The sequence below is a fragment of the Microbispora sp. NPDC004025 genome, from assembly GCF_053604425.1.
This window is the reverse complement of record NZ_JBSGHN010000002.1, coordinates 205,693-226,280: the sequence shown is the minus strand read 5'-3', so window position 1 is coordinate 226,280 and position 20,588 is coordinate 205,693. Positions and strand designations below refer to the sequence as shown.

Annotated in this window: 19 protein-coding genes and 2 tRNA genes; 14 read left to right on the top strand and 7 right to left on the bottom strand. The window is 73.2% G+C overall.

The annotated features are described in order from the left end of the window. The first annotated feature begins 2 nt into the window (after window positions 1-2). On the top strand, window positions 3-1,187 hold the full coding sequence (glgA, locus tag ACWEQG_RS05475) for a glycogen synthase (RefSeq protein ID WP_452281972.1): 1,185 nt from the start codon (window positions 3-5) through the stop codon (window positions 1,185-1,187). On the opposite strand, the gene ACWEQG_RS05470 is transcribed toward glgA, so the two are convergent. After that, complete coding sequence (locus tag ACWEQG_RS05470) at window positions 1,171-2,214, bottom strand: zinc-dependent alcohol dehydrogenase family protein (protein WP_452281970.1); 1,044 nt, start codon at window positions 2,212-2,214, stop codon at window positions 1,171-1,173. The two genes, glgA and ACWEQG_RS05470, sit on opposite strands and share 17 nt — an antisense overlap. A 57-nt stretch (window positions 2,215-2,271) precedes the next feature. On the opposite strand from ACWEQG_RS05470, the gene pgeF reads away from it, so the two are divergent. Further along, window positions 2,272-2,961 (top strand): peptidoglycan editing factor PgeF, encoded by a 690-nt coding sequence (gene pgeF, locus ACWEQG_RS05465; protein ID WP_452282860.1) that lies wholly within the window; start codon window positions 2,272-2,274, stop codon window positions 2,959-2,961. Between the two features lie 67 nt (window positions 2,962-3,028). Here the strand turns inward: pgeF and ACWEQG_RS05460 are convergent, their stop codons facing one another. Next, the gene (locus tag ACWEQG_RS05460) at window positions 3,029-3,487 is read right to left on the bottom strand and encodes a MarR family winged helix-turn-helix transcriptional regulator (protein WP_452281968.1); all 459 of its coding nucleotides are present in this window, start codon (window positions 3,485-3,487) and stop codon (window positions 3,029-3,031) included. Between the two features lie 48 nt (window positions 3,488-3,535). On the opposite strand from ACWEQG_RS05460, the gene ACWEQG_RS05455 reads away from it, so the two are divergent. From ACWEQG_RS05455 to ACWEQG_RS05435, 5 genes are all read left to right on the top strand, one after another. Next, entirely contained in the window at window positions 3,536-3,928 is a 393-nt protein-coding gene (locus tag ACWEQG_RS05455; RefSeq protein ID WP_452281966.1) for a VOC family protein, read from the top strand. 201 nt (window positions 3,929-4,129) lie between these two features. Next, window positions 4,130-4,852: a hypothetical protein gene (locus ACWEQG_RS05450; protein WP_452281964.1), complete on the top strand. Its 723-nt coding sequence runs from the start codon at window positions 4,130-4,132 to the stop codon at window positions 4,850-4,852. Between the two features lie 231 nt (window positions 4,853-5,083). Then, a complete protein-coding gene (locus ACWEQG_RS05445; RefSeq protein ID WP_452281962.1) occupies window positions 5,084-6,088 on the top strand; it encodes a YihY/virulence factor BrkB family protein in 1,005 nt (334 codons plus the stop codon). After that, the gene (locus ACWEQG_RS05440) at window positions 6,085-6,858 is read left to right on the top strand and encodes a phosphatase PAP2 family protein (RefSeq protein WP_452281960.1); all 774 of its coding nucleotides are present in this window, start codon (window positions 6,085-6,087) and stop codon (window positions 6,856-6,858) included. Before ACWEQG_RS05445 ends, ACWEQG_RS05440 begins: the two co-directional genes overlap by 4 nt. After that, window positions 6,842-7,606 (top strand): phosphatase PAP2 family protein, encoded by a 765-nt coding sequence (locus ACWEQG_RS05435; RefSeq protein WP_452281958.1) that lies wholly within the window; start codon window positions 6,842-6,844, stop codon window positions 7,604-7,606. Before ACWEQG_RS05440 ends, ACWEQG_RS05435 begins: the two co-directional genes overlap by 17 nt. Window positions 7,607-7,671: 65 nt before the next feature. Here the strand turns inward: ACWEQG_RS05435 and ACWEQG_RS05430 are convergent, their stop codons facing one another. The 4 genes from ACWEQG_RS05430 to ACWEQG_RS05415 all read right to left on the bottom strand — a co-directional run bounded on the left by ACWEQG_RS05430 (window position 7,672) and on the right by ACWEQG_RS05415 (window position 9,611). Further along, window positions 7,672-8,433, bottom strand: a complete 762-nt coding sequence (locus tag ACWEQG_RS05430; protein WP_452281956.1) for a hypothetical protein — start codon at window positions 8,431-8,433, stop codon at window positions 7,672-7,674. 288 nt (window positions 8,434-8,721) lie between these two features. Beyond that, window positions 8,722-8,792 (bottom strand) — tRNA-Cys (locus ACWEQG_RS05425). A gap of 30 nt (window positions 8,793-8,822) precedes the next feature. Further along, window positions 8,823-8,894 (bottom strand) — tRNA-Gly (locus tag ACWEQG_RS05420). A gap of 54 nt (window positions 8,895-8,948) precedes the next feature. Further along, window positions 8,949-9,611 (bottom strand): ACT domain-containing protein, encoded by a 663-nt coding sequence (locus tag ACWEQG_RS05415; RefSeq protein WP_452281954.1) that lies wholly within the window; start codon window positions 9,609-9,611, stop codon window positions 8,949-8,951. Between the two features lie 102 nt (window positions 9,612-9,713). Here ACWEQG_RS05415 and dusB point away from each other — a divergent pair, with 102 nt between their 5' ends. From dusB to ACWEQG_RS05385, 6 genes are all read left to right on the top strand, one after another. Then, on the top strand, window positions 9,714-10,826 hold the full coding sequence (gene dusB, locus ACWEQG_RS05410; protein WP_452281953.1) for a tRNA dihydrouridine synthase DusB: 1,113 nt from the start codon (window positions 9,714-9,716) through the stop codon (window positions 10,824-10,826). A gap of 112 nt (window positions 10,827-10,938) precedes the next feature. Beyond that, window positions 10,939-11,505 (top strand): DUF4291 domain-containing protein, encoded by a 567-nt coding sequence (locus ACWEQG_RS05405; protein ID WP_452281951.1) that lies wholly within the window; start codon window positions 10,939-10,941, stop codon window positions 11,503-11,505. Window positions 11,506-11,572: 67 nt separating this feature from the next. Next, window positions 11,573-12,199: a heme ABC exporter ATP-binding protein CcmA gene (ccmA, locus tag ACWEQG_RS05400; protein ID WP_452281949.1), complete on the top strand. Its 627-nt coding sequence runs from the start codon at window positions 11,573-11,575 to the stop codon at window positions 12,197-12,199. Next, window positions 12,196-13,728 (top strand): DUF6297 family protein, encoded by a 1,533-nt coding sequence (locus tag ACWEQG_RS05395; protein WP_452281947.1) that lies wholly within the window; start codon window positions 12,196-12,198, stop codon window positions 13,726-13,728. The genes ccmA and ACWEQG_RS05395 overlap by 4 nt, the downstream gene beginning before the upstream one ends. A 134-nt stretch (window positions 13,729-13,862) precedes the next feature. Then, on the top strand, window positions 13,863-15,806 hold the full coding sequence (locus tag ACWEQG_RS05390) for a TRAP transporter permease (protein WP_452281945.1): 1,944 nt from the start codon (window positions 13,863-13,865) through the stop codon (window positions 15,804-15,806). Next, window positions 15,803-16,759: a TAXI family TRAP transporter solute-binding subunit gene (locus tag ACWEQG_RS05385; protein WP_452281943.1), complete on the top strand. Its 957-nt coding sequence runs from the start codon at window positions 15,803-15,805 to the stop codon at window positions 16,757-16,759. Before ACWEQG_RS05390 ends, ACWEQG_RS05385 begins: the two co-directional genes overlap by 4 nt. Before the next feature lie 40 nt (window positions 16,760-16,799). Here ACWEQG_RS05385 and ACWEQG_RS05380 read toward each other — a convergent pair whose 3' ends face one another. Beyond that, window positions 16,800-19,289, bottom strand: coding sequence for a DEAD/DEAH box helicase (locus ACWEQG_RS05380; protein WP_452282858.1), 2,490 nt, complete (start codon window positions 19,287-19,289; stop codon window positions 16,800-16,802). Window positions 19,290-19,427: 138 nt separating this feature from the next. Between ACWEQG_RS05380 and ACWEQG_RS05375 the strand changes: the two genes are divergently transcribed. Continuing rightward, a complete protein-coding gene (locus ACWEQG_RS05375; RefSeq protein WP_452281941.1) occupies window positions 19,428-20,576 on the top strand; it encodes a sensor histidine kinase in 1,149 nt (382 codons plus the stop codon). Window positions 20,577-20,588 lie beyond the last annotated feature (12 nt).

Genomic DNA, 20,588 nt, shown 5'->3' with positions numbered 1-20,588 from the left:
GTATGCGTGTCGATCTGCTGAGCCGTGAGTATCCGCCCGAGGTGTACGGCGGCGCCGGAGTCCATGTCGAGTACCTCGCGCGGGAGCTCCGCCGGCTGGCCGACGTGCGCGTTCGCTGCTTCGGCGCCCCGCGCGACGAGCCCGGAGTGGAGGCCTACGCGGTCCCCGGAGGGTTGTCGGGCGCGAACGCCGCCCTGCAGGTGCTCGGCGTCGACGTCGAGATGGCCGCCGGCTGCGAGGGCGCCGACGTCGTGCACAGCCACACCTGGTACGCGAACTTCGCCGGCCACGTCGCCAAGATGCTGTACGGCGTGCCGCACGTCGCCACCACCCACAGCCTGGAGCCGCTGCGGCCGTGGAAGGCCGAGCAGCTCGGCGGCGGCTACACGCTGTCGTCGTGGGCGGAGCGGACCGCGCTGGAGTCGGCCGACGCGATCATCGCGGTGTCCGAGGGCATGCGCCGCGACGTGCTCACGGCCTACCCGGAGATCCCCGCCGAGCGCGTACGGGTGATCCACAACGGCATCGACACCGAGGAGTACGCGCCCTCCCGGGGCACCGATGCGCTGGTGCGGCACGGTATCGACCCGGCCGTGCCGTACGTCGTCTTCGTGGGGCGGATCACCCGGCAGAAGGGCCTGGTGCACCTGCTCCACGCGGCCCGCTCGTTCGACCCGGCGGCGCAGCTGGTGCTGTGCGCGGGCGCGCCCGACACGCCGGAGATCGCCGAGGAGGTCACCGCGCTCGTGCGCGAGCTGTCGGCCTCCCGCAAGGGCGTGGTGTGGATCTCCGAGATGCTGCCCAGGCCCGAGGTGATCCAGATCCTCACGCACGCCACCGTGTTCGTGTGCCCCTCGGTCTACGAGCCCATGGGCATCGTGAACCTGGAGGCGATGGCGTGCGAGACCGCCGTCGTGGCGACCGCGACCGGAGGCATCCCCGAGGTCGTCGCCGACGGCGAGACGGGCCTGCTCGTCCCGATCGACCAGGGCGCGGACGGCGAGCCGCACGACCCCGAGGCGTTCGCCGCGGCGCTGGCCGAGCGGGTGAACACGGTGCTCGGCGATCCGCGCCTGGCCGCCGCGATGGGCGAGGCCGGGCGGGCGCGGGCGATCGAGCACTTCTCCTGGCGGCGGATCGCCGAGCGCACCCACGAGCTCTACGCGTCGCTCACGCACCAGGGATGATCATAGTGACGCCGGCGGACGCGCCCGGCCGGGTCAGCGCGTCCGGCGCGTCGTCGAGGCCGATGGTGCGGGTGACCAGCAGGTCGGGGCGGAGCACGCCCGCCGCGATCAGCTCCAGCATCGGGGGATAGGCGTGGGCGGCCATGCCGTGGCTGCCCGCGATCTCCAGCTCGTGCGCGATCACCCGGCCCATCGGCAGGGAGGTCTCCCCGGGGAGCAGGCCCACCTGCACGTGGCGGCCCCGCCTGCGCAGGCCGCCGATCGACGCGGCGCAGGTCGCGGCGTCGCCCAGCGCGTCGAGGGAGACGTCGGCGCCGGCGCCCCCGGTGGCCGCCCTGACCCGCGCGGCCGACTCCTCGGGAGAGTCGCCCTCGCCGAGCAGAACGCACTCGGCCGCGCCGAACCGCTTGGCCAGATCCAGGGCGGCGGGGGACACGTCCACCGCGACCACCCGCGCGCCCACGGCGGCGCCGATCATCACGGCCGACAGCCCGACCCCGCCGCAGCCGTGCACGGCGAGCCACCGGCCCGCCCGGACCCGCCCCTGCTCGACGACGGCCCGGAACGCGGTGGCGAAGCGGCAGCCCAGGCTCGCCGCCGTGGCGAACGCCATGCCGTCCGGCAGCCGTACGAGGTTCACGTCGGCGTGGTCGATCGCGACTAGCTCGGCGAACGACCCCCAGTGGGTGAAGCCGGGCTGCGTCTGGCGCTCGCACACCTGCTGGTCGCCGGCGACGCACTCGCGGCAGCTCCCGCAGGCGCAGATGAACGGCACCATGACCCGGTCGCCGGGCCGCCAGCCGGAGACCCCCGGCCCGGCCGAGTGCACCACCCCCGCCAGCTCGTGCCCGGGCACGTGCGGCAGGACGGTGATGTCCGCGTCGTGGCCCATCCACCCGTGCCAGTCGCTGCGGCACATGCCGGTCGCCTCGACCCTGATCACCACACCGTCCGGCGGCGCCACCGGGTCCGCCACCTCGCGCACCTCGGGCCGCCCGCCGAACTCCTCGTACACCACCGCGCGCATGTCACGCTCCTTCCCTGGCCGTACGCTAATCGGGTGATTGCGATCGACCGGATCCGGATGGCCTTCACCGACCGGCACGGCGGCGTGAGCGCCGGACCGTACGGCACCCGCAACCTCGGCGGGGCGGTGGGGGACGACCCCGCGGCGGTCGCCGAGAACCGGGCGAAGACGGCCGCGGAGTTCGGGCTCGACCAGGTGGTGTTCATGCGCCAGGTCCACGGGACCGACGTCGCCTACGCCGCACGGCCGTTCGGGGACGACCCGCCCGCGCTGGACGGGGTGTTCACCGACCGTCCCGGGCTCGGCCTGGCGGTCCTGGTCGCCGACTGCGCGCCCGTGCTGGTGGCCGACCCGGTGGCCGGCCTGGTCGGCGGCGCGCACTCGGGACGGCCCGGCACCGAGGCGGGTGTGGTCCCCGCGCTGGTCGAGACGATGGCGGCCCGGGGGGCCGAGCCGGAGCGGATGGTGGCGGTGATCGGGCCCTCGGCGTGCGGGCGGTGCTACGAGGTGCCGGAGGACCTGCGCGAGCGCGTCGCCGCCCGCGTGCCCGAGACCTGGTCGCGGACGAGGCAGGGCACGCCCGCGCTCGACATCAGGGCGGGGATCGCGGCCCAGCTCGCCCGGGCCGGCGTGGCCGACGTCCGACACGACGACCGCTGCACGATCGAGACGGCCGATCTCTACTCCTACCGGCGGGAGCAGCGCACCGGGCGCTTCGCCGGCTACGTCTGGCTCACCGCCGGCTGAGAACGCTCCGGCGCCTGAGACCGCCCCGACCCTGAGGCCGCTCCGCGACGGCCGCCCCGGAGGCGTCTCAGGCCCGTGCCCGCGGCTCCAGCCCGGCGTACGCCTTCCTGAGCAGCGCGTGCAGGGTCGCCCGCTCGTCCTCGTCGAGCGCGGCGAGCAGGTCGTCGCGCACCTCCCCGGCCTCGCGCAGGGCCGCCTCCAGCGTGGCCCGGCCCACGGGGCTGACGGCGACGCGGTAGCGCCGCCGGTCCACCGGGTCGCGCTCGCGCTCCACGAGGCCCAGCGGCACGAGCGTGTCCATCACCGCCACGAGGTCGCTGGGGTCGATGCCGAGCCGGGCGCCGAGCTCGCGCTGGGACGCCGGGCCGAAGTCGCGGAGCGCGGCGAGCACGGCCATGTCCCACAGGCCGATGCCGTGCGCGCGGAGACGGTCGCCCATGCGGCGCCGACCGGCGATGCCCACCTTCGACAGCAGGAACGCGGTGATGCCGAGCAGGGAGGGGGGAAGTTGCGGCACCTCACTCACAGGAGCAGGATAGGGCAGGCCAATGATTGGTGCTACCCAAGGATTTCCATGGACGCTCTCTACCCCCGCGTGCTCACCGCGAGGTTCGCCGACGCCTTCCGCTTCTACGACGGCCTGCTCACCGTCGTCGCCGGGGCCCGGCTCGTCAAGGGCACCGAAGACGGGCCGTACGCCAACTGGGACCGGGATGCCGAGGCGGTGCTGGCGCTGCTCGACCGGTCGATGCTGGAACGGGTGACCGGCATCGGCCTCGACGGCTCCGGCGGCGCGACGATGCTGGTCCTGACCGTGGACGACGTCGAGCGTGCCGCGGCCGTGGCGGCGGCGTGCGGCGGCCGGGTCGTGGTGCCGCCGGGCGACCGGCCCGAATGGGGGCCGACCTGCCGCACCGCCCACCTGCGCGATCCCGACGGCAACCTCGTCGAACTCCAGTCCTACTGAGCGCGGCGCGTCCGTCGCCTGCCCGGAGGCGGATCGCGGCGTGCGGGGGGCGATGACGGGCTTGCGAGCGGCTTGCAGCGGTTGCGGAAAGCCTGCGGCAAGGGGCGTGCAGGCGAGCGGGCCTATCACTGAGGAGTACCGACCCGGCGGCGACGGCCAGACCGGGAAAGCACCCTCACCCCGCACTTCCAGGAGACAGTCATGAAGCGCACCCTGCTCGGTCTGGCCGCCGCCGCGATCTCCGGTCTGGCCGTCACGGCCCCCGTCACCCTCATGGCCGGGCCGGCCTCCGCGACCGGCGACTACGGCCCGGACACCTGCATCGAGGGCTACGTCTGGCGCGAGGCCCGCCCCAGCGACCACGTCTGCGTGACCTCCGCGACCCGCACCCGGACCCTCGCCGACAACGCCGCCAAGGCGTCCCGCTGGACCTCCGGCCCGTTCGGCCCGCACACCTGCACGACGGGCTACGTGTGGCGCGAGGCGTTCACCGGCGACGACGTGTGCGTCACCCCCGCCGTCCGCGCGCAGGCCAAGCTCGACAACGGCAAGGCGGCCGAGCGCAAGGTCTCGGCCAGGCTGTGGATCACCCGTTACACCGTTCCGCCCCTGGACAACGGCGACGGCACCTCCACCAGCACCTCCGTCGACGACATCCCGCGTCTCAAGATCAACGGCGACCACTTCAACCACGGGCAGGTCCGGCTCTACATCCGGTACACCAGCGGCAAGGTCTACTGGAGCGGCACGGTGACCGCGAGCGCGCACAGCGGATACGTCGCCGGGAGCTTCGGCAAGAAGACCGGCGTGTTCGACTGCGCCTTCGGGGGCAAGCCGGCCAACGCCTACGCCCAGGCGCAGGACGTGATCTCCGGCCGCTGGTCGGCCAAGGTCCCCGTACGCGTCGGCTGCGCCGTCCTCTGACTCCGAGGGCGGAGGTTTCCCATAACCGGCGAACACGGAGGACCGGCCCGGTCGGGCCGGTCCTCCGGCGCGTCACGGCACGACCGGGGCCGGGGTCCGACGATCTTCTGGGAGGGCCGGCGTTCCAATCCTCGTGATCGGGGTAGTCGGTGGGCCGGCGGGGACCCACCGGAGGCCGGCCCGCGACCCGGCCTCCGGCGGGTCCCCACCCCCGATCTGTGAGGGACTGACATGGGAACCGCGACCCCGGTGCCGGAGACCAGGAGCATGAGCGGCGACGAGCTGTCGGCCGACGACGCCTACGCCGCCATGCGACGGTACGGCGGCTGGCACCTCATCCGTGACGCGTACGTCCGGTTCAGATACGGCGACGGCGTGAGCAACGCCCGCGCCCTCGCCTTCCAGACCTGCCTCGCGATCATCCCGGGAGCGATCGCCGTCGTGGGCCTGAGCTCGGTGCTGCACCAGGAGCGACTCGGCCGGCTCCTGGAGCTCACCCTGCGGCGGCTCACCCCCGGCGCGGGCTCGCGGGTCATCCAGGAGACGCTCAGCCAGAGCCACCACGCCTCGGGCGCGGGGGGAAAGCTGGCCCTGTGGCTCGGTCTGCTGACCGCGCTGGTGTCGCTGACCACGGCCATGGGCCAGTTCGAACGCGGGGCCAACCGCATCTACGGCATCGAGCGCGACCGCCCCTTCGCGGCCAAGTACGGCAGGGCGCTGCTGATGGCCGTCACCGCGGGCCTCCTCATGAGCGTCGGGTTCGTCATCCTGGTCGGCGGCGGCGCCGTCGGCGAGGCCGCGGCGCACGCCTACGGCTGGAGCGAGACGACCGAGCGGCTGTGGGGCTGGCTGCGGTGGCCGATCGGCTTCCTGCTCGCCGTCCTGTCGATCTCGGTGCTCTTCCGCGCCTCGCCCCGGCGCAAGCAGCCGGGCCACACCTGGCTCGCGGTCGGGGCGACGGTCGCCGTGCTGCTGTGGACGCTGTTCACCTGGCTGCTCGCGCTCTACACGGCGGGCAGCGGCACGTTCGGCGCGACGTACGGACCGCTCACGGCGATCATGGCGTTGCTGCTGTGGTCGTTCCTCAGCTCGATGGCGCTCTTCCTCGGCCTGGCCTTCTCGGCGCAGCTGGAGGCCTGCCGCGCGGGGTGCGACGAACCGGCGGAACCCGACCCCGGCCCGGCCCCGGCTCCGGCCCTTACGCGTGAGCACCAGCCCGTGGGGAGCGGCCGATGAGCTGGTGGCGCAGGCGGTTCGACCCTCAGCACGGACTCGGTCTGCGGCTGACCGTGGCGGTGGCGGCGGTGGCGCTGATCGGGGTGCCGTTCACGGTGCTGCTGGTCTTCGTCAAGACCTCTTTCGGCCCGCTCACCGAGATCGACGAGGGCGCCGCGCGGGACCTGCACGTCTACGCGGTCGGCAACCCGGGCTTCGCCCGGCTGATGGAACTCGTCAGCGACGTCTTCGCGCCGCTGACGTGGCGGATCGCGGTCGGCGCCGCGGTCGCCTGGCTGGTCTGGCGCCGCGCCTACCACCTGGCCCTGTGGGCGGCCACCACGCTCACGGTCGGCGGCCTGCTCGGCCTCGCCCTGAAGGTCGTCGTCGCGCGGGCCCGGCCCAGCCTGCCCGACCCCGTCGCCATCGCTCCCGGCGCGTCGTTCCCCTCGGGACACGCGGTCAACGCCACGCTCGGGGCCGGGATCCTGCTGCTGCTCGTCCTGCCCCTCGTACGCGAGCGGGGGCGCGCCCTCGCCTGGGCGCTCGCCGTGCTGATCCCGCTGGCGGTCGGTTTCAGCCGGATCGCGCTCGGCGTGCACTGGTTCAGCGACGTGGCGGCGGGCCTGGTGTTCGGCGTGGCCGTGGTGGCCGCCACGGCCGCCGCGTTCGAGACCTGGCGCCGGCGGGACGTGGGCCGCCGCCCCGCCCAGCCGTTACGTGAGGGCGTCGGGCCGGAGGCGAAGACGGAAATCACCCCCCAAGGAGGACGAATTGGCCACCGTTCGTGAACGTCCGGCCCAGAGCGGACGGGGGTCGTCCTCCGCTCCCGCTCACGGAGTCGCCGCGGAAGCGGGCCGGCGGATTCTGCTCCCGCTCGTGCTCATGGCCCTGGTGACCCTCGGGCTCGGCCTGCTGATCACCAAAGTCATGGAGCACTCGACGCTCGTCGCGCAGGACGAGGCGGTCAGCCGCGAGATCGCCCAGGAGCGCACGCCGTTCTGGAACGAGGTGACCCACTACGCCTCGATGCTGTCCGACACCCCCGTGATCATCGTGGTGACGGCGATCATGGCGGTGCTCTTCCGGCTCGCCTACAAGCGCTGGCGGGAGTCGGTCTTCCTGGTGGCCGTCGTCTGCGCCCAGTCGGCGATCTTCCTGCTCGCGACCGTGTTCGCGCAGCGGGCCCGCCCGCACGTGCCGCACCTCGACCCCGCGCCGCCGACGTCCAGCTATCCGTCGGGGCACACCAGCGCCGCGGTGGCGTTCTACTGCGGCACCGCCCTCGTCCTGACGCTGCACACGCACCGCCACACGATTCTGAAGGCGCTGTGGTGGCTGCTCGGCGCGGGCGCGGCCCTGGCGGTCGGCCTTTCGAGGCTCTACCGGGGCATGCACCATCTGACGGACGTGAGCTGGGGCTACGTGCTCGGGATCTTCTGCGTGGTCGTGCTCGCCCAGGCCCTGCTGCTACGGCCGCTCATGGAGTCACGGCGCGCCGCGAGCAGACGATCCGTACGCGGCGCCGCGCGGGCCTGACCGGCTCTACCCGCCTCCGGTCCGACCGGCTCCCGCTCGTGGCCGGGAGCCGGTGGCCGGGGCGGTCAGTCCGACACGCCGGTGAGGCGGCAGGCGTCGGCCCAGCGTGCGGGATCGACCGTGGCCCGAGCCGGTCCGGGGGCGGCCCCGACGCCGGCCGTCGAGGCGGTGCCCACGGCGGTTCCGGCTGTGGTTCCGGCGGTCGTCTCGGCGGCGGTTCCGGCGGCGGGGCGCAGCAGGGCCCAGCAGTCGTCGATCGCCTCGGCCAGCAGATCCCGCAGCAGCGGATCGGGGTCGGGCACGCACGCCTGGGCGATGCCCCGGACCGCGAGCTGCACGGTGTTCGGCGCGGCGTACCGGCGGAACCCCTTCGGCGAGACCCGTACGCCGCGCCCGAAGGTGTAGGCCCAGCGGGTGGCGTCCGGCACCTGGGCCAGCGCCTGCCTGCTGCGCTCGCTCAGGTCGTGGGCCGGGCGGCCCTCCAGTTCGGCGAGCACGTGCTCGCCCGACAGGATCGAGACCGCCATCGCGAGCTGGCGCTCGTGCGCGACGACCGGCAGCGCGGCCCTGGCCGAGCACAGGGCGATCCGCGCGTCGAGACGCGGATCGTCGCCCGTCAGCCCGATCACCGACGGGATCAGCTCGGCCAGCCGGGGCCGGGCGGCGTCGGAGGTGTGGTCGTTGACGAGCCGGGCGAGCCCGGCGAGCAGCGGGTGTGTGCACGACGGGTGGTCGCTCCACCGCTCACCTGCGAGGTAGGACGCGAACTCCATGAAGCAGGCGCCCTTGCTGGGATTGCGATGCTTGCCACGAGACAGCATGGGCATCGCTGAGGGCATGTGACCGTGCACGAGCTACTCCACGCTAAATCGCCTATGGTGTCCCTTTCAGTGTGCGCCCGGCACGGGGCATTGAGAAGAACCCTTACTCCGACTTGTCCTCCGTGTGGCGGAACGCACCAGTGGCGGCCGTACGGATTCGGCGCCGGTGCGCGGCGCGGGCGTCGCGGGGTGTGCCTTCTCCTCGGGCCGGAGCCCAGGGTGACAATCGTGGAAGCAGAACAGCGGGCGTCGCATGAGTCACGACGCCCGCTCCAGAACCGAATTTCAAAAAAGAGGTGGAGACGGGATTTGAACCCGTGTACGCGGCTTTGCAGGCCGCTGCCTCGCCTCTCGGCCACTCCACCAGAGCGAGGCCCGCATTCGTGACCTCTCGGAGCGGAAGACGGGATTCGAACCCGCGACCCTCACCTTGGCAAGGTGATGCTCTACCACTGAGCCACTTCCGCGTCCGCCTCGCGGCGACGTGGCTACTGTACCGGGTTTTCGCCCCCAGTGTGTACTCAGAACGGCCGGGCGATCGGTCTGCGGAAGGCGCGGTCGGCTCCCCGCTCGATCGCGGGCAGGGTCAGGAAGATCTCCAGGATCCGGGTGAGCCGGTGCACCTCGTTGCGGTGGAAGGCCGGCCCCTCGGCCCTGGCCAGCATCAGCGCCAACGCCAGCGGCGGCAGCGGTGCGACGATCACGTGCAGGCCGGACGGCAGCGTGGTGGCCGTCGGCCTGGGCGGGGTCTCCTTCGGGAACGGGATGTCCTCGGGGGCGCGCCAGCTCGCGTACACCGTGACGCGCGGGTCCTTCTCGGTCGCCGCCGCGGCCCAGCCGGCGCTGAACAGCACCGGCATGGAGTCGATCAGCGTGCCGAGCGCGCGGTCGCCCGCCGTGGCGAGGAACTTCAGGATCTCCAGCTCCGGATAGGTGCCGGGCGCCTCCCTGGTGCTCCAGATGCCCTCGATCCGGACCCCGTCCATGTCCTCGAGGGCCCGTACGAGGTCCTCGCGGGGGGCGGAGTCGGGCCAGTAGACGGTGAAGTCGTCGAGGGCGCGGCCGTCGCCCCGGTCGAGCACCGTCACCTGGGTGATGTCGGCGCCCGCGGCCCCCAGGACCCCGGTCACGTGGCTCAGCGAGCCCGGACGATCCGGCAAGGCGATTCTCAGTCGCAACAGCATGACGACCTCCCCCACCGTTGGTCCAGGTCAGATTATCCGGGGCAAAAGCTCCACGTCCACGATCTTGTACGGCTCACAGCCGGCAGCGGGGAAAATGAACGTGTGAAAGTCGGCGCGCTCGAGGTCTGGCCCCCGGTGGTGCTCGCTCCCATGGCGGGCATCACGAACATCGGTTTCCGCACGCTCTGCCGGGAGCAGGGCGGCGGCCTGTTCGTCTCCGAGATGATCACTTCCCGGGCGCTGGTCGAGCGGGTGCCGCTGACGTTCCAGATGATCCGGTTCGGCCCGGAGGAGTCGCCCCGCAGCATCCAGCTGTACGGGGTCGACCCCGCCGTGATCGGCAAGGCCGCACGGATGATCGCCGAGGAGGACCTGGCCGACCACATCGACCTGAACTTCGGCTGCCCGGTGCCCAAGGTCACCCGCAGGGGCGGCGGGTCGGCCCTGCCGTACAAACGGAACCTGCTGCGCGCCATCCTGCGCGAGGCGGTGGCCGGCGCCGGGCCGCTGCCGGTCACGATGAAGATGCGCATGGGCATCGACGAGGACCACCTGACCTACGTCGAGGCGGGCAGGATCGCCGTCGAGGAGGGCCTCGCCGCCGTCGCCCTGCACGCGCGTACGGCCCGCCAGCACTACGGCGGCACCGCGCACTGGGACGCGATCAAGCGGCTGAAGGACGACGTGCCGGAGATTCCGGTGCTCGGCAACGGCGACATCTGGAGCGCCGACGATGCGCTGCGCATGGTCGCCGAGACCGGCTGTGACGGGGTGGTGATCGGCCGGGGCTGCCTGGGCCGGCCGTGGCTGTTCCGCGACCTCGACCTGGCATTCCGCGGCTCGGCCGAGCGCACCCGTCCCCGCCTCGGGGAGGTCGGCGCGATGATGCTGCGCCACGCCGAGCTGCTCTGCGAGGTCATCGGGAGCGAACGCCACGGTCTGGCCGACTTCCGCAAGCACGTCGGCTGGTATCTCAAGGGCTTCGTCGTCGGCGCGGAGACCCGCCGCGCCCTCACCTCGGTCACCGGGCTGTCCGAGATGGCCGAGCGGGTCGCCGAACTGGACGCGGACCAGCCCTGGCCGGACGAGGCCGACGGGCCCCGCGGCAAGAGCGGCGAGCGGTCCAAGGTGTCGCTGCCGCACGGCTGGCTCGACGACCCCGACGACATGACGATCCCCGGCGCCGGAGCCGAGGACGCCACCTCCGGCGGCTGAGGGGCGTTCACGGCGCTCGGGCGGCTCGGGCGCCCGGGGGCCTCGCGGGCCGTGGGAACCGTGCGGGAAAAGGCTTTGCGGCGCGAAGCCCGGCGATGACAGGGTGCTCGGCGTGCCGCCGCAGCACCAGGTCCGCGCCGACTACGACGCCGAGACGATCGTGGTCTATCAGGCGTACCCGGCGGGCGTGGCGGACCCGGCACTGAGCGCCGGGCGGTTCGTGCCGCCCTTCTCGTTCACCCGCATGACGTGGATCAAACCGTCGTTCCTGTGGCTGATGCACCGCAGCAACTGGGCGCGCAAGGCCGGGCAGGAACGCGTCCTGTCGGTGCGGATCACGAGGCGGGGATGGCGCGAAGCCCTCTCCCGGGCGGTGCTGACGACCGCGGACCCACTGTCGGTCGGCCGGGCGGCGGTGCACGTCCAGTGGGATCCCGAGCGTTCGTTGCGCGGGGCGCCGCTCAACCACTACAGCATCCAGGTCGGCATCGGCCGTGACCTGATCCGTACGTTCGCGGACGAGTGGGTCGTGGACCTGGCCGACCTCACCCCGCGGGTCCGCAGGATCGCGAGCCTGGTGCAGAGCGGGCAGGCGGCGAAGGCCCAGCGGCTGCTGCCGCCGGAACGGGTCTACCCGGTGCCCGAGGAGATCGGACGACGGCTGCTCATCCGCCCCTGAGAACGGACCGCACGGCCGCTCCCGTGGACCCCACCACGTGTGAGCGTCGCGCACGTAGGCTCTGGGCATGGCGAACGCGATCATCACGGCCCGCAGGGTGGGGCTGGACCTGGGCGGAGTGCCCGTGCTGCGCGGCGTCGATCTCACCGCGGCCCCGGGTGAGATCGTCGCCGTCATGGGGGAGAACGGCGTCGGGAAGTCCACGCTGCTGCGCTGCCTGGCCGGTCTGCACCCCTCGCCGCGCGGTGAGATCGACGTCCTCGGCGGGCCGCCGGCGGACCTGCCGGACTTCTGGCGGCACGTCGTGCAGGCCGGCGACGAGCCCGCCTGGTATCCGGGCCTGAGCGTCCGCGAACACCTCGAGCTGATGGACGCCGTGCACCAGGACGCCCGGCTGACGGTGGACGAGGCGCTGGACGCCTTCGAGCTGACCGCCAGGGCCGATCTCACCCCGTTGTCGCTGTCCACCGGCCAGCGGCAGCGGCTGTCGCTGGCGATGGCACTGCTCCGGCCGAGCCGCCTGCTCCTGCTCGACGAGCCGGAGCGCGGCCTCGACGCCGGGTTCAGACGGCGGCTCGCGGCGATCCTGCGCGACTACGCCGCCGGGGGAGGCACGGTCGTGATGGCCACCCACGACGCGTTGCTCGCGCAGGACGCGGGAGCCCGTGTGATCACGCTGCGGGCGGCGTCGTGATCCCGGTGGCCGCGCGGACGCATCCCGCCTTCGCCTACCTGCGCGCGCACCGTGGGCGGCCGGCGACCTGGTCGGACCGGTACACCAGCGTTTTCGGCCTGCTCGTCGCCGCCACGGTGCTCGGCCGCCCGGCCGCCGAGGCGCTCGCCGGGCTGGCCCGGCACGCCGACCCGGCGCGGCTCGGCGCCGGGTTCGCGCTGGTCGCGGCGGCCTACGCGGGTTTCCTCGCCCTGGCGCGGGCGCTCGGCCCCGTCGTGCTGCCCGCCGCCGACGCAGCATGGCTGGTGACCTCGCCGCTGCCCCGCCGGGCCGTGCTGAGCCGTACGGCGCTGCTCCTGCTGTCGGCGGCGGCGCTGGCCGGGGCGGCGCTCGGGCTCGCGGCGCTGTCGGTGTCCGGGGCTCCCGGCGAGTTCGGTGTGCGCCTCGCGGCGGCGCTGGTGCTCGGCGTGGCCGCGGGCGTGGGCGGCATGGCCGCGGCGGTGCTCGGCCAGCAGTCCCCGGCGGCGGACACCCGGCTGCAGCTCCTGATCGCCGGAATGTTCTCCGTGGCCGTGCTCGCGGCCGTGTCCGGCGCGGGCCCCGGCCGGCGGATCCTCGCCGCCGTGGCCGGGGCGCCCGCGTCCCTGGGCGCGGCGGTCGCGGGCGTCGCCTCCGTGGTGGCCGCCTTCCTGGCACAGCGGGCCTGGGCGGCGCTCGGCCGCATCCCCGCCGGCACGATCCTGGCGTCCTCGACCCGTACGGCCCGGGTGACCTCGGCCGCGACCATGCTGGATCCCGGAATGCTCACCTGGGTCGCGGAGGACGTCCACTGGCGCGGCCGGGCGCTGCGCTCCCGCCCCTGGCCGCGCCTGGTGTCGCGGCTCGGCCCGGCGCCCGCGCTGGCGTGGCAGGAGTGGCTGCGGGTGGGCAGGCGACCGGGCCGGCTGGCGGCCCTGCTCGGCGCGGCGGCGCTGCCCGCCGTCTGCGCGGACGCCGCCGGCGGCTCTGCGCCCGCCGCCGGGGCGCTGCTGTGCGGGGTGCTGCTGTGCGGGGCGCTGACCGCCGCCGCGATGTGCACCGGAGGGGTCCGGCGCGACGGCGGTGACCCCGCCCTGGCCCGGATGCTGGCCGTGGACGCCAGGGCCGCCACGGCCGCCCGGTCGGTGCTGCCCGCGCTGCTGGCCGCGGCCTGGTCGGCGCTCGCCCTGGCGGGCCTCCAGGCCACGGGCGCGCTGCCGGCCGGGGTCTGGTGGACGCTCGGGCCGGCGGCCGCGCCCGCGCTGGCGGCCGGGGCGCTGCGGATGGCCCGGCGCCGGCCCGTCGACCACTCCATGCCGGTCATCGACACCCCCGGCGGCGCGGTGCCGACCGGCCCGCTCATCTGGGCGGCGACGGGGCCGGACGTCGCGCTGCTCGGATCCCTGCCCGCGCTCGCCGCGCTGGTCACGCGGCCCGCCGACGTCGTGCCGTACGTCGCGGCGCAGGCCGTCGCCGGGGCCGCGGTGCTCGCCGCCCTCGTGCTGCGGTCCGCCCGGAGAGCCCGCGGATAGCCACCGTCGCCGGCCGGCGCGGGTGAGAACGGCGCTACGTTCCGTGATCGGACTGTGATCCGGATTGTGACCGCGCGGAGTCAGATCTCGGCGTACCTTGCGGTCAAGGGCTTGCCGCACCGCAGGGGAGACGCGTGACCGAGACCCGGCACGAGACGTCGGCGGAGGACCTCGTCGCCGAGTTCGACGCGGAGCGTCCCGCGCGGCGACTTCCGGGCCGTCCGGCGGCGCTCGTCACGATCGTCGCGCTCGCCCTGTCGCTCTACGCGCTGTACCAGACCTTCCGGCCGGGGCCGGTCCTGCCGTACCGGATGGCGTTCCTCGCCGTGGTGCTGCCGCTGGCGTTCGTCTGTTACAAGGCGCGGCGCGGAGGCCGGGACAGGCCCGGCGTGCTCGACTGGGTGCTCGCGGCGCTGTCCCTCGCGGTCTGCGCGTATCCGCTCGTGGTCTTCGACGACCTCATCCGCCGGGCGTACGCGCCGACGCCGCTCGACGTGGCGGCGGGAGCGCTGCTCACGCTGCTGCTCCTGGAGGCGTGCCGGCGGACCGTGGGCTGGATCCTGCCCGTGGTGTGCGCGGTCTTCGCGGCGTACGCCTACTACGGGGGCTACCTGCCCGCGGACTGGTCGCTGGGTCACCGGGGCTACGACCTGGACCGGATCGTGGCGGCGTTCACGATGGGCACGGAGGGCGTGTACGGCGTGCCCCTCGACGTCGCCGCGACCTACATCATCCTGTTCACGATCTACGGCGCGGTGCTCGACCATTCGGGGGCGGGACGGTTCTTCGTGGACGTCTCCTTCGCGGCGTTCCGCCGTTCGCGCGCCGCGCCGGGGCGCACCGTCACGCTCGCGGGGTTCCTGCTCGGCACGGTGAGCGGTTCCGGCGTGGCCACCACGGTGAGCGTGGGCAGCGTGGCCTGGCCGATCCTGCGCCGGGCCGGCTATCCGCGCGAGCAGGCCGGGGGAGTGCTGGCCGCGGCGGGCATCGGCGCGATCCTGTCGCCCCCGACGCTGGGCGCGGCGGCTTTCATCATCGCCGAGTACCTGCGGGTGAGCTACCTGACCGTGCTCGTCTACGCCACGATCCCGACGATCCTGTACTACCTGGGCGTCTTCCTCGCCATCGAGATGGACGCCCGCAGGTACGGCACGCACGCGGTGCCGGTGGACGCGGGCCGTCCCTGGCCGCTGATCAGGCGCTTCGGCTACCACTTCAGCTCGCTGTTCGTGATCATCGCCTTGATGGCACTCGGCCAGTCGCCGTTCCGGGCGGTGGTGTACGCCACGCTGCTGGCCTTCGCGCTGTCGTTCCTGGACCGCACCCCCGGCGGCGAGAACCGGCTCACGCCGCGCCGCGCCGTACGGGCCCTGGCGGCGGGCGCGACGGGGGTGCTGCCGGTCGCGGTCACGTGCGCGGCGGCGGGGACGATCGTCGGCGTGGTCACGCTCACCGGGCTCGGGCTCAAGGCCGGCTCGCTGATCGTCGGCCTGTCCGGGGGGAACCTCGCGGTCACCGCCGTCGCCTGCGCGCTGGCCGTGCTGCTGCTCGGGCTGGCCGTGCCGGTCACGGCGTCCTTCGTCATCGCCGCCGTGATCATCGGCCCCGCGCTGCTGAACCTCGGCGTGACGGCGGCCGAGGCGTACATGTTCATCTTCTACTACGCGGTGCTGTCCGAGGTGAGCCCGCCGACGGCGCTGTCGGCCTTCGCCGCCTCGGCGATCACGGGCGGCAACGCGCACCGCACGATGTGGGCCACCTGGAAGTACACGCTCCCGGCGTTCCTGGTGCCGTTCGCGTTCGTGCTCACCCCGCCCGGCGCGGCCCTGCTGGCGCAGGGCCCGATCGGCGAGGTCCTGCTCGCCGCGGCCGTGTCGGCGCTCGCGGTGGCCGCCCTCGCGGTGACCACCGGCGGCTGGATCGCCGGCCCCGCCGGACCGGTCGAGCGGGGCCTGTGCGCGCTCGCCGCGGTCCTGCTGCTCGTCCTTTCGCCCGGGCCCGTGCTGGCCGGGCTGGGCGCCGCGGTCCTGGCGCTCGCCGTTCACCTCGTCCGCAGACACAGGGAGGCGCGACTGTGAGGATCAGGCTCGTGACGGCGCTGGCCGTCACCGTGGCACTGCTGGCCGGTGGTTGCGGGGGCGACCGATCGGCCGGGCGGGAAAGCGGTGGCACCCGCCTGTCGATCGCCACCGGCAACACCACCGGCGTCTACTACGTGCTGGGCGGCGGGTTCGCCGAGTTGATCGACAAGCACCTGCCGGGCCACCGGGCGACCGCGGAGGCCACCGGCGCTTCGGTGGAGAACATCCAGCGCGTGGTCAGGGGACAGTCGGACATCGCCTTCACGCTCGCGGACACGGCCGCCGACGCGGTGAGGGGCACCGGCGCCTTCACCGCGCCGCAGCCGATCCGCGCGCTCGCCCGGCTCTACGGCAACTACACCCACGTGATCGCACGGACCGACGCCAAGATCAAATCCGTCGCCGGCCTGCGCGGCAAGCGGGTGTCCACGGGATCGCCGAACTCGGGCACGGAGGTGATCGCGCTGCGGCTGCTCGCCGCCGCCGGGCTCGACCCGGACAAGGACGTCGAACGTCAGGCGCTGTCGTTGCCCGAGACCGTGCAGGGGCTCAAGGACGGCACCCTCGACGCGCTGGTGTGGTCGGGCGGCCTGCCCACCTCGGGCATCACCGACCTGGTGACGAGCATGCGCGACGAGGTGACCTTCGTGCCGTTGGACGACGTGCTGCCCGCCGTGCGCGCCGCCCACGGCCCCGTCTACGCCGAGGGCACGATCCCCAAGGGCGCGTACGGCACGGCGTCCGACGTGCCGGCCATCGTCGTGCCGAACCTGCTCGTGGTGAACGCGTCGATGGACGCGAAGCTCGCGGAGGAGCTCACCCGGCTGATCTTCGACCACAAGGCAGACCTGGAGAAGGTGCACGTGTCGGCCAAGGACATCACCCTCGCCGAGGCGCCCAGGACCGACCCCGTGCCGCTCCACGAGGGCGCGAGGAGGTTCTACGGCTGAGGGCCGACCCGGATGAGGCGCTGCCCGGCCTGGACGCGCGCTAGAGGCGGGTGAGGCCGGTGACGTGGAGGACGGCGTGGCCCTCCTCGTCGGAGGCGGCCAGGTCGACCTCGGCGCTGATGCCCCAGTCGTGGTTGCCGGCCGGGTCGTCGATGATCTGACGCACCCGCCACAGCTCCTTCTCCTCCTCGATGAGCAGGAGCGCGGGACCGCGGGCGGCCGGGCCGGTGAGGACCTCGTCGTGCTCCTCGTAGTAGGCGTCCATGGCCGCGCCCCAGTCGACGTCCGGGTAGAGCTCGACCAGCTCCTCCTCCCGGTCCAGCGCGATGAGTTCCACCATGCGGAACATCGCGTTGCGGACCAGCACCCGGAAGGCGCGCGCGTTGGCGGTGACCGGACGGGTCCTGGTCTCCAGCTCCTCCCCGGCCTGCAGCGCCTCGGCGGGGTTGGCCAGCTTCTCCCACTCGTCGATGAGGCTGGAGTCGACCTGGCGCACCAGCTCGCCGAGCCATTCGATGAGGTCCACCAGGTCGTCGGTCTTCAGGTGCTCGGGCACCGTCTTCGACAGCGTGCGGTAGGCGTCGGCCAGGTAGCGCAGCACCGTCCCCTCCGAGCGTGCCAGCTCGTAGAACTGGATGTACTCGGTGAAGGTCATGGCCCGCTCGTACATGTCGCGCACGATCGCCTTGGGGCTGACGACGTGGTCGCCGACCCACGGATGCCCGCGCCGGTAGGTCTCGTACGCGCCGAAGAGCAGGTCGGCCAGCGGCATCGGGTGCGTGATCTCGGCGAGGCGCTCCATCCGCTCCTCGTACTCGATGCCGTCGGCCTTCATCTGGGCGACCGCCTCGGCCCTGGCTTTGTTGAGCTGGGCGTGCAGGATCTGGCGGGGGTCGTCCAGCGTGGACTCGACGATCGAGACCAGGTCCAGCGCGTACGTCGGCGACTCGCGGTCGAGCAGCTCGAAGGACGCCAGCGCGAACGTGGCCAGCGCCTGGTTGAGCGCGAAGTCCTCCTGCAGGTCGACGGTGAGCCGGGCCATCCGGCCGTGCTCGTCGGGCTCGGCGAGCTTCTCCACGATGCCGCCGGCCAGCAGCGAGCGGTAGATCGCGATGGCGTGGCTGATGTGGCGGCGCTGCGCCTTGCGGTCCTCGTGGTTGTCGGTGAGCAGCCGCTTCATCGCCTGGAAGCAGTCGCCGGGCCGGTTGATGATCGACAGCAGCATGGCGTTGCTGACCTTGAATCGGGAGGTCAGCGGCTCGGGCTCGGCCGTCTGGAGCTTCTCGAACGTGTCCTCGCTCCAGCCGACGAACCCCTCCGGGGGCTTCTTGCGCGCGTAGCCGCGGCGCCGCTTGGGGTCGTCGCCGATCTTCGCCAGCGCCCGTTCGTTCTCGATTACGTGGTCGGGCGCCTGGCAGACGACGTACCCGACCGTGTCGAAGCCGGCCCGGCCGGCCCGCCCGGCGATCTGGTGGAACTCCCGCGCCCGCAGGCGCCGCACCTTGGTGCCGTCGAACTTCGACAGCGCGGTGAACAGCACGGTGCGGATCGGGACGTTCACCCCCACGCCGAGCGTGTCGGTGCCGCAGATCACCTTCAGCAGGCCCGCCTGGGCCAGCCGTTCCACCAGGCGGCGGTACTTCGGCAGCATCCCGGCGTGGTGCACGCCGATGCCGTGCCGCACGAGCCGGGACAGGGCCCGGCCGAAGCGGGTGGTGAAGCGGAAGTTGCCGATGAGGGAGGCGATGGCCTCCTTCTCGGCCTTGGTGCACATGTTGATGCTCATCAGGGCCTGGGCGCGCTCCATCGCCGCGGCCTGGGTGAAGTGCACGACGTAGACCGGCGCCTGCTGGGTGGACAGCAGCTCCTCCAGCGTCTCGTGCAGGGGAGTGGTCCGGTAGGAGTAGATCAGCGGCACCGGCCGCTCGGCGTGCTTGACGACGCTCGTGGGGCGGCCCGTGCGGCGGGTGAGGTCGGTCTGGAACCGCTCGACGTCGCCGAGCGTGGCCGACATCAGCACGAACTGCGCCTGCGGCAGCTCCAGCAGCGGCACCTGCCAAGCCCAGCCGCGGTCGGGCTCGGCGTAGAAGTGGAACTCGTCCATGATCACGGTGCCGACGTCGGCGTCGGCGCCGTCGCGCAGCGCGATCTGAGCGAGGATCTCGGCGGTGCAGCAGATGACGGGCGCGTCGGCGTTCACGGTGGCGTCGCCGGTCATCATGCCGACGTTCTCCGTGCCGAACAACGCGCACAGGTCGAAGAACTTCTCCGACACCAGCGCCTTGATCGGCGCGGTGTAGAAGCTGATCTCGTCCCGCGCCAGCGCCGCGAAGTGCGCCCCGGCGGCGACGAGGCTCTTGCCCGAGCCCGTCGGCGTCGACACGATCACGTTGTTGCCGGAGACGACCTCGATCAGCGCCTCCTCCTGCGCCGGGTAGAGCGTGAGCCCCCGATCGGCGTTCCACGACACGAACGCGTCGAACAGCGCGTCGGGTTCGGAGTCGGACGGAAGACGGCGGAGGAGGCTCATGCTTTCGCTCACGCCTCTTATCCTGCCCAAGACGCATGACTGTTTCGACCGCCCCGTCGTACGGCAAGCTGTGGCACAGCTACGTCAAAGGGGTGTGGCGCTGCACGAAGCCGCAGGTCAAACCCACAAACTAGCGGTATGGGGGAGAAGTGGGCCGGGCTCGCCGCGCGCCGGGAGGCGGCGGCCGACGTGCTGCTCGCCGTCGCCGTCCTCGCTTTCGCGGTTCCGGCGGTCGTGTTCGGCCGCTCCTTCCCGGCCCTGCCGTTCCTCGCCGTGCCGTGGTGGGCGCAGGTCGCCGTGGGGGTCGCGGCGGCCGCGTCCATGCTGGTGCGGCGCAGTGTGGCCTGGCCGATGGTCGCGGCCACCGTCGCCTGCGCCCTGCTAGCGGGCCAGACGATGCCGCTGATACTGGCGGCGTACTCGATGACCTCGCGGAACACGGTGCGTTCCTGGCCGTGGGCGACCGCCGTGCTGGCGGGGGTCTACGCGCTGGCCGACTACACGAGCCCCTACACCGACAAGCTGCCCGTCGCCGTGACGGTGCGGGCGGTCACGCTGATCTTCATGCCCGCCCTGGTGGGCACCTGGGTGTGGCGCTACCGCTCGATGATCCGGGAGCTGCGGGCGGGCGTGCGGGCGCGGGAGGAGCGCGCCGCCGCCCAGGAACGCCGCCGCATCGCGGGCGAGCTGCACGACACGGTGACGCACGCGGTCACCGTGATGGTCCTCAACGCCGGTCTCATCCAGGACGCCGACGAGCTCGACGAGATCCGCAAGCTGGCCAGGAACATCGAGGACAAGGGCGTGCGGGCGCTGACCGAGCTGCGCGAGCTGCTCACGGCGCTGCGGCGCAAGGACCTGCCGCCCTCGGCGGAGAGCGTCGAGGGGATACCGCGCCTGGTCGAGGAGAGCAGGGCCACCGGCCTGCGCGTCGCCCTGCACTACGACGTGCCGGAGGAGACGCTGCCGCGGCAGGCCGGTCACGCCTGCTACCGCGTCGTCCAGGAGGGCCTCAACAACGTGCGCAAACACGCGCCCGGGACCGACGTGCAGGTGGTCTGCGAGGCCCACGGCGACGTGCTGAACGTGTCGGTGGTCAACAGCGGCAAGAGCCGGGCCGTGCCGGTCCGGGTGCCCGCCGACGCGGGGGGCGGTTACGGGCTGCCCGGCCTTCGTGAGCGCGTCGCGCTGGTGGGCGGGCGGCTCACGTACGGGCCGACCGCCGAGGGCGGGTTCGCGCTCACCGCCCGCATCCCCTTCCACCTGTCCGACCACGGCGAGCCCTGATCCCGTCTTCCG

Coding starts and splice junctions, on each gene's coding strand:
- ACWEQG_RS05430 (WP_452281956.1), bottom strand. CDS start 8,433: ATGCCCATGCTGTCTCGTGGCAAGCATCGCAATCCCAGCAAGGGCGCC.
- ACWEQG_RS05455 (WP_452281966.1), top strand. CDS start 3,536: ATGGACGCTCTCTACCCCCGCGTGCTCACCGCGAGGTTCGCCGACGCC.
- ccmA (WP_452281949.1), top strand. CDS start 11,573: ATGGCGAACGCGATCATCACGGCCCGCAGGGTGGGGCTGGACCTGGGC.
- ACWEQG_RS05375 (WP_452281941.1), top strand. CDS start 19,428: ATGGGGGAGAAGTGGGCCGGGCTCGCCGCGCGCCGGGAGGCGGCGGCC.
- ACWEQG_RS05440 (WP_452281960.1), top strand. CDS start 6,085: ATGAGCTGGTGGCGCAGGCGGTTCGACCCTCAGCACGGACTCGGTCTG.
- pgeF (WP_452282860.1), top strand. CDS start 2,272: ATGGCCTTCACCGACCGGCACGGCGGCGTGAGCGCCGGACCGTACGGC.
- ACWEQG_RS05380 (WP_452282858.1), bottom strand. CDS start 19,289: ATGAGCCTCCTCCGCCGTCTTCCGTCCGACTCCGAACCCGACGCGCTG.
- glgA (WP_452281972.1), top strand. CDS start 3: ATGCGTGTCGATCTGCTGAGCCGTGAGTATCCGCCCGAGGTGTACGGC.
- ACWEQG_RS05450 (WP_452281964.1), top strand. CDS start 4,130: ATGAAGCGCACCCTGCTCGGTCTGGCCGCCGCCGCGATCTCCGGTCTG.
- ACWEQG_RS05415 (WP_452281954.1), bottom strand. CDS start 9,611: ATGCTGTTGCGACTGAGAATCGCCTTGCCGGATCGTCCGGGCTCGCTG.
- ACWEQG_RS05470 (WP_452281970.1), bottom strand. CDS start 2,214: ATGCGCGCGGTGGTGTACGAGGAGTTCGGCGGGCGGCCCGAGGTGCGC.
- ACWEQG_RS05445 (WP_452281962.1), top strand. CDS start 5,084: ATGGGAACCGCGACCCCGGTGCCGGAGACCAGGAGCATGAGCGGCGAC.